13 protein-coding genes are annotated in these 14,069 nt (G+C 36.1%); 3 read left to right on the top strand and 10 right to left on the bottom strand.

Annotated elements, in window-relative coordinates:
- Positions 1–195: 195 nt before the first annotated feature.
- A complete protein-coding gene (locus F7732_RS04855) occupies positions 196–1,092 on the bottom strand; it encodes a TetR/AcrR family transcriptional regulator (protein ID WP_161598835.1) in 897 nt (298 codons plus the stop codon).
- Between the two features lie 117 nt (positions 1,093–1,209).
- Positions 1,210–1,470, bottom strand: a complete 261-nt coding sequence (locus F7732_RS04860; protein WP_151572660.1) for a hypothetical protein — start codon at positions 1,468–1,470, stop codon at positions 1,210–1,212.
- Between the two features lie 256 nt (positions 1,471–1,726).
- Between F7732_RS04860 and F7732_RS22535 the strand changes: the two genes are divergently transcribed.
- Both F7732_RS22535 and F7732_RS04865 read left to right on the top strand, forming a co-directional pair.
- On the top strand, positions 1,727–1,894 hold the full coding sequence (locus F7732_RS22535) for a hypothetical protein (RefSeq protein WP_161598836.1): 168 nt from the start codon (positions 1,727–1,729) through the stop codon (positions 1,892–1,894).
- A gap of 99 nt (positions 1,895–1,993) precedes the next feature.
- Complete coding sequence (locus F7732_RS04865) at positions 1,994–3,022, top strand: SLC13 family permease (RefSeq protein ID WP_151572661.1); 1,029 nt, start codon at positions 1,994–1,996, stop codon at positions 3,020–3,022.
- A gap of 231 nt (positions 3,023–3,253) precedes the next feature.
- On the opposite strand, the gene F7732_RS04870 is transcribed toward F7732_RS04865, so the two are convergent.
- The 6 genes from F7732_RS04870 to F7732_RS04895 all read right to left on the bottom strand — a co-directional run bounded on the left by F7732_RS04870 (position 3,254) and on the right by F7732_RS04895 (position 9,557).
- Complete coding sequence (locus F7732_RS04870) at positions 3,254–4,252, bottom strand: Gfo/Idh/MocA family protein (protein ID WP_151572663.1); 999 nt, start codon at positions 4,250–4,252, stop codon at positions 3,254–3,256.
- A 186-nt stretch (positions 4,253–4,438) separates the two neighbouring features.
- Positions 4,439–5,518: a Ger(x)C family spore germination protein gene (locus F7732_RS04875; protein WP_151572665.1), complete on the bottom strand. Its 1,080-nt coding sequence runs from the start codon at positions 5,516–5,518 to the stop codon at positions 4,439–4,441.
- Entirely contained in the window at positions 5,515–6,600 is a 1,086-nt protein-coding gene (locus F7732_RS04880) for a GerAB/ArcD/ProY family transporter (protein WP_151572667.1), read from the bottom strand. The genes F7732_RS04875 and F7732_RS04880 overlap by 4 nt, the downstream gene beginning before the upstream one ends.
- 24 nt (positions 6,601–6,624) lie before the next feature.
- Positions 6,625–8,118: a spore germination protein gene (locus F7732_RS04885; RefSeq protein WP_151572669.1), complete on the bottom strand. Its 1,494-nt coding sequence runs from the start codon at positions 8,116–8,118 to the stop codon at positions 6,625–6,627.
- Between the two features lie 121 nt (positions 8,119–8,239).
- Positions 8,240–9,265 carry a DmpA family aminopeptidase gene (locus tag F7732_RS04890; RefSeq protein WP_151572671.1) on the bottom strand — a complete coding sequence of 342 codons (1,026 nt, stop codon included), beginning with the start codon at positions 9,263–9,265 and terminating at the stop codon, positions 8,240–8,242.
- An 85-nt stretch (positions 9,266–9,350) separates the two neighbouring features.
- The gene (locus tag F7732_RS04895) at positions 9,351–9,557 is read right to left on the bottom strand and encodes an IDEAL domain-containing protein (RefSeq protein ID WP_151572673.1); all 207 of its coding nucleotides are present in this window, start codon (positions 9,555–9,557) and stop codon (positions 9,351–9,353) included.
- Between the two features lie 236 nt (positions 9,558–9,793).
- Here F7732_RS04895 and F7732_RS04900 point away from each other — a divergent pair, with 236 nt between their 5' ends.
- Positions 9,794–10,981, top strand: coding sequence for an MFS transporter (locus tag F7732_RS04900; RefSeq protein WP_151572674.1), 1,188 nt, complete (start codon positions 9,794–9,796; stop codon positions 10,979–10,981).
- Between the two features lie 140 nt (positions 10,982–11,121).
- Here F7732_RS04900 and F7732_RS04905 read toward each other — a convergent pair whose 3' ends face one another.
- Positions 11,122–11,604 (bottom strand): GNAT family N-acetyltransferase, encoded by a 483-nt coding sequence (locus F7732_RS04905; RefSeq protein ID WP_151572675.1) that lies wholly within the window; start codon positions 11,602–11,604, stop codon positions 11,122–11,124.
- Positions 11,605–12,101: 497 nt separating this feature from the next.
- Positions 12,102–13,979, bottom strand: coding sequence for a molecular chaperone HtpG (gene htpG, locus F7732_RS04910; protein WP_151572676.1), 1,878 nt, complete (start codon positions 13,977–13,979; stop codon positions 12,102–12,104).
- Positions 13,980–14,069: the final 90 nt, after the last annotated feature.

Genomic DNA, 14,069 nt, shown 5'->3' on the forward strand with positions numbered 1-14,069 from the left:
ACTCTCATTTTCATTTAAATATCGTTGAACAGCCTCTAATTTATCTTCAGCAGTAAATTTAGCCATAGAAAAACTGCACCTCCAATTGTTAGATGGTGTCTAACAATTGGGGTGCAGTTCACAACATCTGCTGGTTTTTTATGTATTCTATGAAATATTATAATCACTGAATACCTAATCAATGTGTAATTCACGTCAATGAATGTTCTGCCTGATGACATCCATATATCTTTGAAAATAAACATTCTGCGCTATAACCTCATTAGCCGATATTGAATCCAGTGCACTTTCAATTACAAAATGCCTTACCTTCTTTACTTCAAATAATTCCTCTTTAATAAATTCGATCAGCTCTGTCAGCCGATCCTTTTCTTCAGCACTAAAATGGGAATTATGGATAATATTTTGAAGCTGTGCATGAAGCAAATCAATACGTTCATTGAGTTCCAGCTCTTCCTGTGAATGTGTCGGAAGCCATTTATTTATAATCGCAGGATCCAACAGCTGTGCTTCATGAACTGATACTTCCTCAACCATATATAAGATTCGATTTACACTATATTCTATTACTTTTTCTATATGATCGTTATCTGCGTCTTCATCTAATCTGTTATATTGAATATTTTGATGGACGATTCCTAAAAACATGACTGCACAATCAAGTAAATATGGCTTTTTATCTTCACCGCAAATATCACTGAATCGTTTCATTAACCAGCGTATCTCCATTACTTGACGATGCTTAATAAAACGGACAAGATCAGCATCCTTACTTGCAAAAATTTCACGATATAAATTCAAAAGCTTATTTCGTTTATTATTCTTCATTTGAATAACCACTTGCTTGCAAAATACCTCTTTATTCTTCAGATCCTCTCCTATAAGCATGGCACTTCGTTCGTCTTCGAGTTTTTCATGGAGCCATTTTATAATCTCAATTAATAATTCGCTTTTAGAGGAGAAATAATTATAAAAAGTACCTTTAGAAATCCTGCTGCTTTCTAATATTTCTTGTATAGAAGTTGCCTGAAAGCCTTTTTCAATAAAGAGATGATGAGCTATATCCATAACATGCAGCTTTCTCTTATTCAAAAACATCACCTACTCAACGAAATTCATACCCTTTATTCTACCGCAGTGATGGAGCATTGCACAAACAATAATTTAAGAAGCTTATATAAAGAAAACCTAAGCTTTAGGCAGCATAGGTTAACTGAATGAACTAAAAATAAAGGCTATGAGGACTGAAAAAAATATGAAGATTAAAATTATAATCATAGAGAAGATGATAATAAGAATCCATCCAATCAACTTCTTTCCTGTCTGTACAAAATAAATACCTAAAGCCAATATTCCGAAGAAAAAGCCAAATATCCCCCATAAAACAGGACTCTTCCCGTATTTAGGAGCGTTAAGTGCCAGAAAGATAGCGATTGCTACATGTCCTAAAAAAGATATTAAAATTTCCATATATAAAAACTCCTCTTTGTTTTAAAAACCATTATTAATATTATACAAGGACTTTTCGTTATATGACAATAATATTCAGTATCTCTATTCAAATCTTCGTACCCTTTAAGCATAACAGAAGCATAAAGAATTAAATTAATTAGAAAAAATCCCTAATTTTATTACACACTAGGTAAAGAATATAAATATAATAAAAAAACACACTGAGCAGAAGGATGCACAGCCTCTTTTGTTCAACTATGAAAGGAGATGCATGATGGATACATTCATTTATTCACGTTTAGATGAGCAGAAAGGGGCCACCTCAGCACAAACTGAAAGCTTTTCAATTTCAACAGAAGAAGGCATTGAACGTCAAACATCAAAGCTGGCGATGAAAGAGCCGGAATTCAATATTAACGGTACAGCTCTTAACAGTATATAAGAGAATAAAATGAACTAGTTGTAAAGTTTGTCCAATTTAAAACATATATATCAAACATCCGCGTACTAGTGTGGAAATACAAATAATTGGAGTTTGATTATGTTTTTTGGATTGCTCATTATTTTTGCGCTCGTTATGTTATTACCGTTTACTGTAAGAGTCGTTGAGGAAAACTTAGAATATTTCTTATTCTTGATGGGATTACTGGCAGCTTTCGTGAGCGGAGTGTTTGACGGCGCCCTTTTTGTTAAGGCAGCTAGTGATCCAATTAATATTGCCATTGCCGTATTTATTGCAGGATTATTATTTAAATGGCTGCAGGTTCCTTTGGAAAAATCAATCATCCGTTTTAGTCAGAAAATGCCTTTCCGTTTATTTGCTGCAAGTGTTGTGATCTTACTTGGTATTATTTCAAGTTTTATAACAGCTATTATTGCTGCATTAGTTCTTGTCGTTGTTGTAAGTGCGTTAAGGCTGGACAGAGCTTCTGAAGTTAGATTTGTTGTACTGGCATGTTTTGCGATTGGATCTGGGGCAGCCTTAACTCCTATCGGCGAACCATTAGCCACCATTGCCGTGAGCAAATTAAAGGGGGACTTTTTCTTATTGTTCACCTTAATTGGACCTCAGGTGATTGCTGTTATTATCTTCTTTGCCTTTCTGACCATACTTTTTGTTCATCCTCCAGCGGATGGTAAAGCGTCATTCAGCAAGAGACCGAACACAGAAAACTATGAAGAGATATTTGTTCGTGCATTAAAGATTTACTTTTTTGTCATGGGTTTAACCTTCCTTGGTGCAGCTTTTGAACCACTAATCAATCACTATTTACTTAATCTTGATCCTTACTATTTGTATTGGATTAATATTATTTCTGCTCTCCTGGATAATGCCACACTTGCTGCTGCTGAAATTAGTTCTTCCATGTCACATTTTACCGTGCAAATGATCTTAATGGGGCTTTTATTAAGCGGTGGCATGTTGATACCTGGAAATATTCCAAATATCATCTCTGCAGGCAAACTGCAGATTACAAGCAAGGAATGGGCTAAATTTGGACTGCCTGTAGGATTTGCTGCAATGCTCGGATTCTTTATATTTGTCCTAATAACTGCAGCAGCAACATAGAAGTGTCTGTTAGCATAGAAAAACTGCTTTATAGAATTATTGATTTATTAGAACGCTATTTTAGCAGTCTTAACTAATTCAACATAAAAAACCCAAACGATTAGACAGACGATAAATTCAAAGTCTTTTAATCATTTGGGTTTTCCATTTAAGCTTACTATATAACAGGTTTTAATGTGATATTTCAGGTTCTCATTACCTTATAACGATCTACGAGACGGTTGCTTCACTTCAGATATTTATTGCCTTCTCGTCAGCTGGAAAAACAATCCCCATCTGCTTTCTGGCTTCATCCATGATTTCTAACACTTCAAGAGATGTTTTAAATGAATTAATTTTAGATTCTGTTTCCCCATTTTTAATCAAGTCAATGAACGCTTTTGTTTCATAATACATAGGATCAAACGTTTGTGATACCGTAAGATCTTGTGCATCGCCGCCTCTAAGGACGATTCCAGCCTTTTGAGGAGAACTGATTCGATCAATCATAATGCTGCCTTTCTCTCCTTGTATTTCAGCAGGCAGATTAGAATCAGCAATCTTCGAAAAGAAGACAACTGCCTCTTTATCATCATACTTCATAATAATGCTGCCTTGACCATCAACACCAGTATCTAGCTTTATACATGAAGCCTGTATTTCCTTTGGTTTTCCAAACAATCTAACAAGAGGATAAATGGTATATACGCCAATGTCCATTAAGGAACCGTTCGAAAATGCTGGATTAAATGCATTTAGAATTTGACCATTTTTATATGCATCGTACCTTGATGAGTATTGGCAATAGCTGGCGAAATATTTACGAACTTGTCCAATTCGTTCTAATTGCTTTTCTACCTCGTTGAAAACAGGCATATATGTAGATTTCATAGCTTCCATAAGCAGCACGTTATTTTCTTTGGCGGCTTGCACCATCTGCTTAAACTCTATGGCATTGGATGCAATGGGCTTTTCACATAGTACATGTTTTTGATGGTTTAAGAACAGAATGGCCTGCTCTGCGTGCAAAGAGTTAGGAGTAGCTATGTATACAGCATCTATATCATTGCTTTTAGCCATTTCCTCCAAATTTGTAAAAATCGTGCTTGCACCATATTGTTCTGCAAATTTCCTGGCCTTTTCTTCTGTCCTGGAAAAAACAGCTTGTAATTTAAAATCCTGGATCTCTCCTGCTGCCCTTAGAAAACTTTCAGTGATCCAGTTTGTACCAATCACACCGAATTTAATCATCATCCACCCCTCCAATTGTCTGTTCAGAATACTATTTTTTAAAACTGTCCCTAACCTATCCTAACATATTCCTCAATGCTTACACATTAGATCAAGAACAATTAAGCATAAAAATGTATTATTGGCCTCTTTGGCCTTAAACAGCTTTTTAATACTTTAAAATCATTGGAGCAGCAGTAAATGCACCTATTCTAACACGCCCGTTTCAACAATATTGATCTCAGTCTCCAATTGAATAGTAATGGCGGAATAGATATCATTCCACTTTTTCACGTCCCATTTGCGGGTTCTAGTTCTCACTTCTTCACCCACTCCCAGTGGATCAATGCCTAATTCTTGAAAATACTTAACAAGAGCTTCTCCTCTATCATTAATATCCTTTTCAAAAGCTTTTTGAATTTCTTTAATTTTGATTTCTTTTAATCCGCCATCAATATACTCGCGAATAAAGGCATCCATTTTTAAGTGAAGGTGAATATCTTTCATTTCCATCGGGTTTGGAATGCTGTAAGTAAGAGTGCTGCCAATAACTGAAATGGATACTTTTTCGTGCTCATTTAAGTCGAGTGAAAAAGAATCCTTTTTACTTTTATGCTCCATCAATACTCTTAAGAGTGAAAAATCCTTTTCTCCAACACGTCCAACTAGACGATAACTATCAAATAAGCCAATTTGCTTTAATGTTAATTCCCCTTCCGATAAGCCAATTATTGGTGCGATTGGATCCTTTCCTTCTGCATAATGACCATACATAAATAGATGCAAATTTGTTTTTGGGATTATGCCCGCTTCTGTATTTTGTTCAATTAAGTCAGATAAAAAAATCCCATTGTCTGTTTCTCCATATTGCTGTTCTAAAATGGCTTTGGGACTGCCATCTACCACACCAATCATCACATTCGATCCAACTGAAGGGTCTCTAGTAAGTGTATCTAGAATAGATGAGATTCCTTCTTCAGCTAATTCATTACTATATAGAGCTACTTCAATTTTCCCACTTACCATCGGTTTTTCTGATTTTAAATTCAGTTTATCACGCACCTCTTTACTTAAATCACCAGTGGTTGTTAGCGTTTTATTTTTTACGATACCGCCGCTTTCGTAAACTGGATAAACAACTGTAACTTCAAATTGATTTTCCCCTGCTAATTCATAACCTGTAGCGGAAGATAACTGAATTTCATCTAGTATTTGGGTATCTATATCCATACAGCCGGATAAAAAGGCAGCTATTGGAACTATAATAAAAGTTAGGACTCTCTTCATTTTTTCTTCTCCTTGAACTTGGATCTAACATAAGAATAGAGGCATATAATTGGTATATAACCAAATAACATGTAAAGACCAAGATTTGCCGTAAGATGATTAAGTGAATCTATTTGATCTCGTCCATTGATTAAAACCGTTAAAATATAAACAATTAATAAAATAAACAGAACAACCTTCTTTTGTTTGATCTTAATTATTCTCCCAATCCCTTGTGCTGCTGCCCAAACGAATAAACAAATATTAGGTAAAATCATTAAAACCCACGAGGTTATCCCAATATATTCAAACCTTTCGACAAAAGGAAGTTCAACAATTTTCCAGAGAGATAATGTCGCCCAGATATGATGACTAATTTGTTTTTCACTAAAATAACCTATTGTAATAATCATGAGGAAAAGGTAAATGAAACATGTAAGTATATTTCCGTAATGAGCCCATTTTTGCGAACTTTTAGCATGTTTAATATAAGGGTAATACATCAAAAGCGTGGAGAATCCTAAATAACTTAACGCCATATCTTTTGTAGCTACGCTCATTTCTTTTATTGAATGATTCCAGATGGGAAGCAAATTGTGCATATGTGTGTATTTAAGAGGAAATAAAAAAGTCAAATATAAATACAGCGGAATAATAGTTCCTAATACACATATTCCCGTAACTACTCGAAATCCCCCTGTTAAGCAATAATAGATCAAAATAACAAAGATTAAGGCAAATAGGTATATGTTTATGGTTGAGAAAACCCATACTTCTACAACCTCAATAAAACTTCTTAAAACCGTAACTGTTAGTACAATCCAATTAACAATCCAGATTAACCCGAACAATGATCCAATAAATTTTCCAAATAACTCCTTCTGAATTTGAAAGATATCATTTTTGTGACGATTTAACAGATTATACTGAATGGCAATAACTAAACTCACAATAATCCCTGCTGCAATAACAGCAATCCAGCCATCATTGCCGGCTGATTTGATAATTATTCGCTGAAAACCTAAGATTCCCACTCCAACTTGAATTCCATGTATTAAAAAGAAAACTAAAAAAGGTGAAACTTGTACTTCTTTTTGTTCCATTACAATCGCTCATTTCTCATGAAGTCAATTTTCATCATTTTTGTGTTTTGCTTTAGATGAATCAAATTTAAGTGTATCTTCAGTTTGTGTTTCGATCGGGCGCTTAGATTGAAACAAAAAGGGCAAACGGATCAGGGCATCCTTTAAATCGTAAACACGCAAAGGATAAAGAGGTTCAAGGAAAGGTCTTCCTAATGAAGAAAGACGCAAAAGATGAATCAGTAAAAAACAAAAACTAATAGCCACACCGATTAGTCCAATATAATGAGACATAAGCAGAAACGGAAATCGGATTAATCGGATCGTATTGCCCATTTGATAGACGGGGGTGGTGAATGAAGCCAAGGCAGCCAAAGCGACAATAATTAATAGAACATTACTTGTTAAACCTGCTTCTACAGAAGCAGTTCCAATTACGATCCCGCCAACGATACCAATTGTTTGACCTACCTTAGTTGGCAGTCTCGCACCTGCTTCACGCAGTAATTCGATCGCTAATTCAAGTATAAGAGCTTCCAGAATGGGCGGAAGTGGTATAGCCGTCCGTGATGTTACAAGTGTACTAACCATATCCTTTGGGATCAGCTCATAATGATAAGTTAAAACTGCTACATATAGAGGTGTAACAAGGATAGAGAATAATACGGCAAAAAAACGGACTAATCTGAAAAACGACGCCACCAGCCAATTTAAATAATAGTCCTCAAATGCTGAGAAGAATTCAAAAATGGTTGTTGGTCCAATTAACGCATGCGGAGCTCCGTCCACTATAATGACAACTTTTCCTTCCCCCAGCACACTCGCAATACGATCCGGCCGTTCTGTATCAATAAATTGAGGAAAAGGAGAATGCTGATTATCCTGAATAAGCTGTGTTAGGTATGAACTATCCACTATTTGATCTATTTTCAAGTCTTCTATCCTCTGAAGAACGGTATTATAATTTTCTTTATTGGCAATTCCCTCAATATACAATACACCTATCTTGGTTTTTGAAAGCTTTCCAACTGTTCTTTCCTTTACAACCAAATTTGAAATCGGCAATCTTTTTCGGATCAAATGAATGTTCGTTCCATAGCTCTCCACAAAAGATTCCTTAGGACCAACCACACTGAATTCTACCTCTGGAGGAGCTACTTGCCTCTCCTTCGCAGATTTGGCTTTAACAAGACAAAACTGTTGCATATTATTACTGTTATAAATACAAACAGAACCTTGAAGCACAGCATCTCGAACAATTGTCACATCTTCTGATATAATGATCTCTTCAAAAGGAAGCAAAGCTGTGAATTCATCAATCGCCATCGCTTTTTGGACATTCGGAAGAATATCATTGTGAAGTATTTCAGCATCGGTAAGGGTTTCATAAAATCCAATAAAAAAAGATCTATTGCGATTAGCCACAGATGATTGTTTAAAGTCATCTGACACACTTAAATCATTAAATACCGTTTGGATGGTTTCTGCAGGCTTCTTATTCTCTGCTGAAGATTTATCCTTTTTTCTTGATTTAAACATATATCCACACTCCAGAAAGAGAATGTTAGCAGTAATGCCAATATTTACATTCGTTAGTATGAGATAATTACCATAAAAAAAACCGGAAAAATCAGCAGATTTTCCGGCAAGAAGTACTTATTTATCCGATTATTGATTTAACAGTCCTTCCATTCCTTCCAATCGTTGTTTTTGCCTTTAACAATGAAGATATAATTGCTTCTTCAACCATATCCGCAGTAGCTGCGAAAATATCATCCATCATTCCCTGCTCTTCCCGGATTACCTTACCATGTTCAGCAAATGAATCGGCTGAAAAATGGGGCACTTTATTAGCGGTTGAAAAGGCAATGACGATATCTCCGCTTCCATGGCTTATATGGCTCCCCGTCCTGCTAAGCCCTACAGTGCTCCTTTTGGCAACTCGTTTAAGCTGTCTGTCGCTTAAGGGTACATCTGTCGCTATGATTATAATGATGGAACCATCCTCAGGTTTATGTATTGAATCTTGATTTATATCATGTATGTATTTACTATAATTAAAATCTTTTGGATTTCCAAAGTTACTTAACACGAGACAGCCTAACATAAAATCTTGATCACTTGTATAAGGAATCCTTCTGGAAGCAGTGCCAATCCCTCCTTTGTACCCGAAACAAACCATCCCTTTGCCTGCCCCGACTGCACCCTCTTCACATATATCACTTGCCTCCTCAATTGCAGCTATGGCATGATGCGGTTTTACCGGGAAAATTCGAATTGAATTCAAATAGCTGTCGTTACATTCACCTGTAACAATATTAATTGTTCCTGTTGTATCACCGATCTCCTCGTTTTGCTGCAGCATATATTGTAATGTTCCTTGTGTTACAGCTGGAACACCGAATGTATTTGTCAGCATAATAGGCGATTCCAATAAGCCAAGCTCATTTAGCTGTACAAGTCCAGTTGTTTTACCAAAACCGTTTATAATATAACTTGCAGCGATTACTTTTTCTTTAAATAGATTGCCGCTATGCGGCAAAATGGCCGTCACACCTGTACAGGCATAATTATTAGAGGAGTTATACTGCTCGTCAATGGTCACGTGTCCGACCTTTACTCCCTCCACATCAGTTATACAGTTTTTCGCCCCGCTTTTATAACTTCCAATTTTTATCGTACTCATGCTTATACCCCTTTTATCATTTTGATGTAATCCATCACACACAGAAAAACAGCCCCCTCTAAAGCTTGGGGCTGTTTGATTAGATTTAATTTAATTGTTCTGTAAGGTCATTTAATTCTTCTGTCAATTTCATGAATAATGCCTGGTCGCGATTTTCGAGGGTCTTATCAATTTCATTGCGAAGCTTTTGGATTTTATACGTCAGCAATGCTTCATTTAACACCTTTTCCGCTAGGTGTGAGACCATGTTTTCCTCAGACTGATGCGGTGAATAGAGCGTGTGCTTTTCCATTTGAAATCAACCCCTTGACTTTTTTCAATTATAGCAAAAGTTTTCTGATTTTTCAATTCTTTTTTCTTCCTGTACTTATAAGTTACCACAGCAGTCTTGTACTTAAACATTTAGATTAATCAAGGATATTTTTGGTTTTTAGATATGCTTTTCTAGCAGTTTCATGTAAAATAGTGTTTGTTGTATTTAGGAAAGCTAAATACATTAAACAAATGTTTCCAATAGGAGGAGTATGTATGGGGCAATCAAAACAAGCAGAACATGCAGGCACACAAGGAAAGCCCGAGAAAATCTGGACAAAAGACTTTGTATTTATTTGTCTGGCCAATTTCTTTGTATTCCTCGGATTTCAAATGACATTGCCAACATTGCCGCTTTTTGTTGAAGAGCTAGGCGGAAATGATCAGCTTATCGGAATTGTTGTAGGCATATTTACTTTCTCTGCTTTATTGCTGAGACCTTATGCTGGTCATGCATTAGAAACGAAAGGGAGAAGATATGTTTATTTAATTGGTCTAGCTATTTTTGTTTTATCTGTTGGATCATTTGGTTTTGCAGCAAGCTTAACTCTTTTGCTTGCCATTCGGATTATTCAAGGAATAGGCTGGGGGTTTTCCACCACTGCTTCAGGCACAATTGCAACTGATATCATACCTGCTAAACGCCGTGGTGAGGGAATGGGGTATTATGGGCTGTCCGGTAATATCGCCCTTGCCTTTGGACCGACGTTAGGCCTAGCGTTTGTAGGGGTTTTATCCTTTCAGCAGTTATTTCTCATTTGCGGCGCTTTAGGATTAACTGCACTGTTACTCGCAGTTAATATTAATTACAAAAAAGTGGAAGAGCAGCCTGTTACTGAAAAAAGAAAATGGGATGTTTATGAAAAGAGTGCGCTTCAGCCTTCATTGTTATTATTCTTTATTACAGTGACTTTCGGGGGCATCGCGTCATTTTTGCCGATCTATGCAGCGCAAAGCAAGGTGACTGGAATTGAATGGTATTTCCTGCTATATGCAGTGGCATTGCTAATAAGCAGAACATTTGCTGGCAGATTATATGATCAAAAAGGGCATCGGGCCGTATTTATTCCCGGAGCGCTGCTGATTATTGCAGCAATGATCTTGCTTGCATGGCTGCCAAATAGTTTTATTCTGTATGCAGCTGCTGTTTTATATGGTTTAGGTTTCGGTACCGTTCAGCCGGCTCTTCAAGCATGGTCTGTTAAGGAAGCACCAGCAAATCGCAGAGGCATGGCAAATGCCACGTTCTTTTCCTTTTTTGACTTGGGTGTGGGAATTGGTGCCATAACTTTTGGCCAAGTAGCACACTGGCTTGGTTACAGCAGTATTTATGTTGTGTCCGCTATATCTGTTTTTATATCATTACTATTATATATAAGCTTTATTGTGAAGAAAACAGCTTAATAAATTAAGTAAAGTGGCGTCTGCAATGGACGCCACTTTTTTGTATCGTATTATAAAGGATGAAAAATGAAAGGCTATGTTTCGATTATAATTATATCTAGAAATGTTATAAGTTCTGCAGTAATTGAAAAGGAATATGATTATTCAATCGTATCATTCTTAATCATTGTTACAAAAAGTCCATTGTCTGTATTAAAGAATCTTGCCATTTCAAAGCCAAGTTTTTTATATAGTTTAATAGCTCTCTTATTGAAATGAGCAACTGTTAACCTTAACGGCAAACAAGGATTGGCACGCTGGATAAATTCCAAAATCAGTGTACAAAAGGCTGTTCCATGACCCTGCCCAGTTAGATCTGGCTTCATTCCCAATCCGACATCCACACAGTTATCTGCATATGCATTAGCCTGGTGACCTGCAGGAACCTTTGCAGCATTGCCTACACAAAAGAATCCGTATAATTCATCAGTATTATTCACAACCACAAAATAAGTGCCATCTAATAGCTCTTCTAACTGACCTTCCTCTTGCTCGATATTATAAAAATCATATGGTTTTTCGTAGCTCCATTCTAATATTTCTTTGGCATATCCCTCCGTCATGCTGCGTATAAGTAAATTCATCTGTCATTTACTCCCCTTTACAAAAGCTGTCTCATTAGAGTGCCCTTTCTTCATTGCCATTCTTCTCTTCATATTTTAGCTTCATTTCTTAGATCTTCACACTATTTTAATCCATTTTTTAGTCAATTCAAACTATTGGCTCATCTATGTTTAAACCTTAAACCTTTTCAGGGTAAAAAGTCTTATGAATTCTTGCCTTTTCATTTTAATGTTTACTTGACTTTATTTATACCGGTTTGGTGTATTGTCTTCAGCGTTACAGCAAGATCACCCAGATAACAAAAGTCGAAATTTCTACCTTGCTTCATCGGCAGGCATGCTGGGTCTTATCTTTTCACAGCTTCTATCCGAATGGGGTGTCCTCTGCTCCAATCCACCTAATTTAATTCAATCAAACACAAAAAACCCAAACCATTAAACAGATCATAAGACCTGCTAATAATTCGGGCTACTTATTGACTGAAACACTTAGTCTAAGTTTCTTGCCAGTGTGCTGTTTAAATCATTACCTTACAAATATTGTTGGTAAATTCCACTGGATCTTCAATTGGCAAGCCTTCAATAAGTAATGCTTGATGATATAGAAGGTTTGTATACAATGCCAGTTTTTCTTGATCTTGGCTGAATGCCTGCTGCAGTGCGTTCATTACCTCATGGTTCGGATTAATTTCTAATACCTTTTCAGCTTGTACATTTTGGTTGTCCGGCATCATGCTAAGGACTTTTTCCATTTCAATCGTTACTTCTCCATCAGCAGTGAGGCAGACTGGATGTGTTCTTAATCTTTTAGATAGACGGACATCCTTTACCTTTCCTTCCAGCAATTGCTTCATTTTTTCGAAAAGATCTGCGTATTGCTGGTTATTTTCCTCATTGTCATCCTGCTCGTCTTCTTCAATCCCAAGATCTGCACTGGATACAGACTTAAATTCCTTTTCTTTATAGGTCATTAGCATTTTAATCGCAAATTCATCCACGTCATCAGTGAAATATAAAATTTCATAGCCTTTATCGGCTACAAGCTCTGTTTGCGGTAATCGGCTAATGCGTTCATTTGTCGCACCTGTAGCATAATAGATGTATTTTTGATCTTCAGGCATTCTGGCTATATATTCATCCAACGTAACGAGCTTCTTTTCTTTAGAAGAAAAGAACATTAACAAATCCTGCAATGCTTCCTTGTTAGCACCAAAATCATTGTATACGCCAAATTTAAGCTGGCGGCCAAATGACTGATAAAATTTTTCATATTTCTCCCGGTCATTCTTTAATAGGCTTTGCAATTCACTTTTAATTTTTTTACTGATATTTTTGGCAATCAGCTTTAACTGACGATCCTGCTGAAGCATTTCACGGGAGATATTTAAAGAAAGATCCTCAGAATCGACCAGCCCTTTAACAAATCCAAAATGGTCCGGGAGCAGATCTGAACACTTATCCATAATCAATACACCGCTGGAATATAACTCAAGTCCTTTTTCAAATTCCTTTGAATAATAGTCAAATGGAACGGTTTCAGGAATATATAAAATAGCATTATATCTGATCGTTCCATCAACGTTAATATGGATGGATTTTAGCGGCTGATCAAATCCATATCGCTTTTCATGATAAAAAGATTCATAATCTTCTTCTGTTAACTCACTTTTATTCTTTTTCCAGATTGGAACCATACTATTAATGGTTTCTTCTATTGTTTCATCTTCGTATTCATCCTCAGTGCCTTCCTTGAGGGTACTTTTGACTGTATCCATTTTGATTGGATAACGAATAAAGTCTGAATATTTCTTTATGATAGATTGCAGTCGATATGTTTCTAAGTAGTCATCGTAATTTTCTTCTTCGGCATTATCTTTAATAGTTAAGATAACCTCTGTTCCTACATCTTCTTTTGTCCAAGGCTCGATTGTATACCCGTCTGCACCCTCAGATGTCCATTTATACGCCACGTCACTATTCAGAGATTTTGTAATCACCGTAACAGTATCTGCAACCATAAACGCAGCATAAAAGCCAACTCCAAATTGGCCGATAATATCAAAACCATCTTTGATTTCATTTTCAGACTTAAATGCTAAGGAGCCGCTTTTAGCAATCACACCTAAGTTATTTTCAAGTTCTTCTTTTGTCATTCCTATTCCAGTATCACGGATCGTTAATGTACGATCTTCCTTATTAGGAATTACTTTTATGTAATAGCTGTCTTTATAAAATGTTAGATTTTCATCTGTTAGAGCTTTATAGTAAATCTTATCAATCGCATCACTTGCATTTGAAATCAATTCTCGCAGAAAAACTTCCTTTTGAGAATAAATAGAATTAACCATCATTTCTAAAAGACGTTTAGACTCTGCCTGGAATTGCATTTTTTCCATTATAATCTCCCCTTTCTCATTCTATGTTAGCACTCTAAAAGCAAGAGTGCTAACATAAATTATTTATCATACTTATTTAAGGTAAGTCAA

Source organism: Bacillus mesophilum (assembly GCF_008923265.1).
GTDB lineage: Bacteria > Bacillota > Bacilli > Bacillales > Cytobacillaceae > Cytobacillus > Cytobacillus mesophilum.

What these genes read in the sequence shown, in the direction of transcription:
- F7732_RS04865 (WP_151572661.1), top strand. Translation starts at nt 1,994, where the DNA reads ATGTTTTTTGGATTGCTCATTATTTTTGCGCTCGTTATGTTATTACCG.
- F7732_RS04860 (WP_151572660.1), bottom strand. Translation starts at nt 1,470, where the DNA reads ATGGAAATTTTAATATCTTTTTTAGGACATGTAGCAATCGCTATCTTT.
- F7732_RS04880 (WP_151572667.1), bottom strand. Translation starts at nt 6,600, where the DNA reads ATGGAACAAAAAGAAGTACAAGTTTCACCTTTTTTAGTTTTCTTTTTA.
- F7732_RS22535 (WP_161598836.1), top strand. Translation starts at nt 1,727, where the DNA reads ATGGATACATTCATTTATTCACGTTTAGATGAGCAGAAAGGGGCCACC.
- F7732_RS04870 (WP_151572663.1), bottom strand. Translation starts at nt 4,252, where the DNA reads ATGATTAAATTCGGTGTGATTGGTACAAACTGGATCACTGAAAGTTTT.
- F7732_RS04900 (WP_151572674.1), top strand. Translation starts at nt 9,794, where the DNA reads ATGGGGCAATCAAAACAAGCAGAACATGCAGGCACACAAGGAAAGCCC.
- F7732_RS04885 (WP_151572669.1), bottom strand. Translation starts at nt 8,118, where the DNA reads ATGTTTAAATCAAGAAAAAAGGATAAATCTTCAGCAGAGAATAAGAAG.
- F7732_RS04890 (WP_151572671.1), bottom strand. Translation starts at nt 9,265, where the DNA reads ATGAGTACGATAAAAATTGGAAGTTATAAAAGCGGGGCGAAAAACTGT.
- F7732_RS04895 (WP_151572673.1), bottom strand. Translation starts at nt 9,557, where the DNA reads ATGGAAAAGCACACGCTCTATTCACCGCATCAGTCTGAGGAAAACATG.
- htpG (WP_151572676.1), bottom strand. Translation starts at nt 13,979, where the DNA reads ATGGAAAAAATGCAATTCCAGGCAGAGTCTAAACGTCTTTTAGAAATG.
- F7732_RS04905 (WP_151572675.1), bottom strand. Translation starts at nt 11,604, where the DNA reads ATGAATTTACTTATACGCAGCATGACGGAGGGATATGCCAAAGAAATA.
- F7732_RS04875 (WP_151572665.1), bottom strand. Translation starts at nt 5,518, where the DNA reads ATGAAGAGAGTCCTAACTTTTATTATAGTTCCAATAGCTGCCTTTTTA.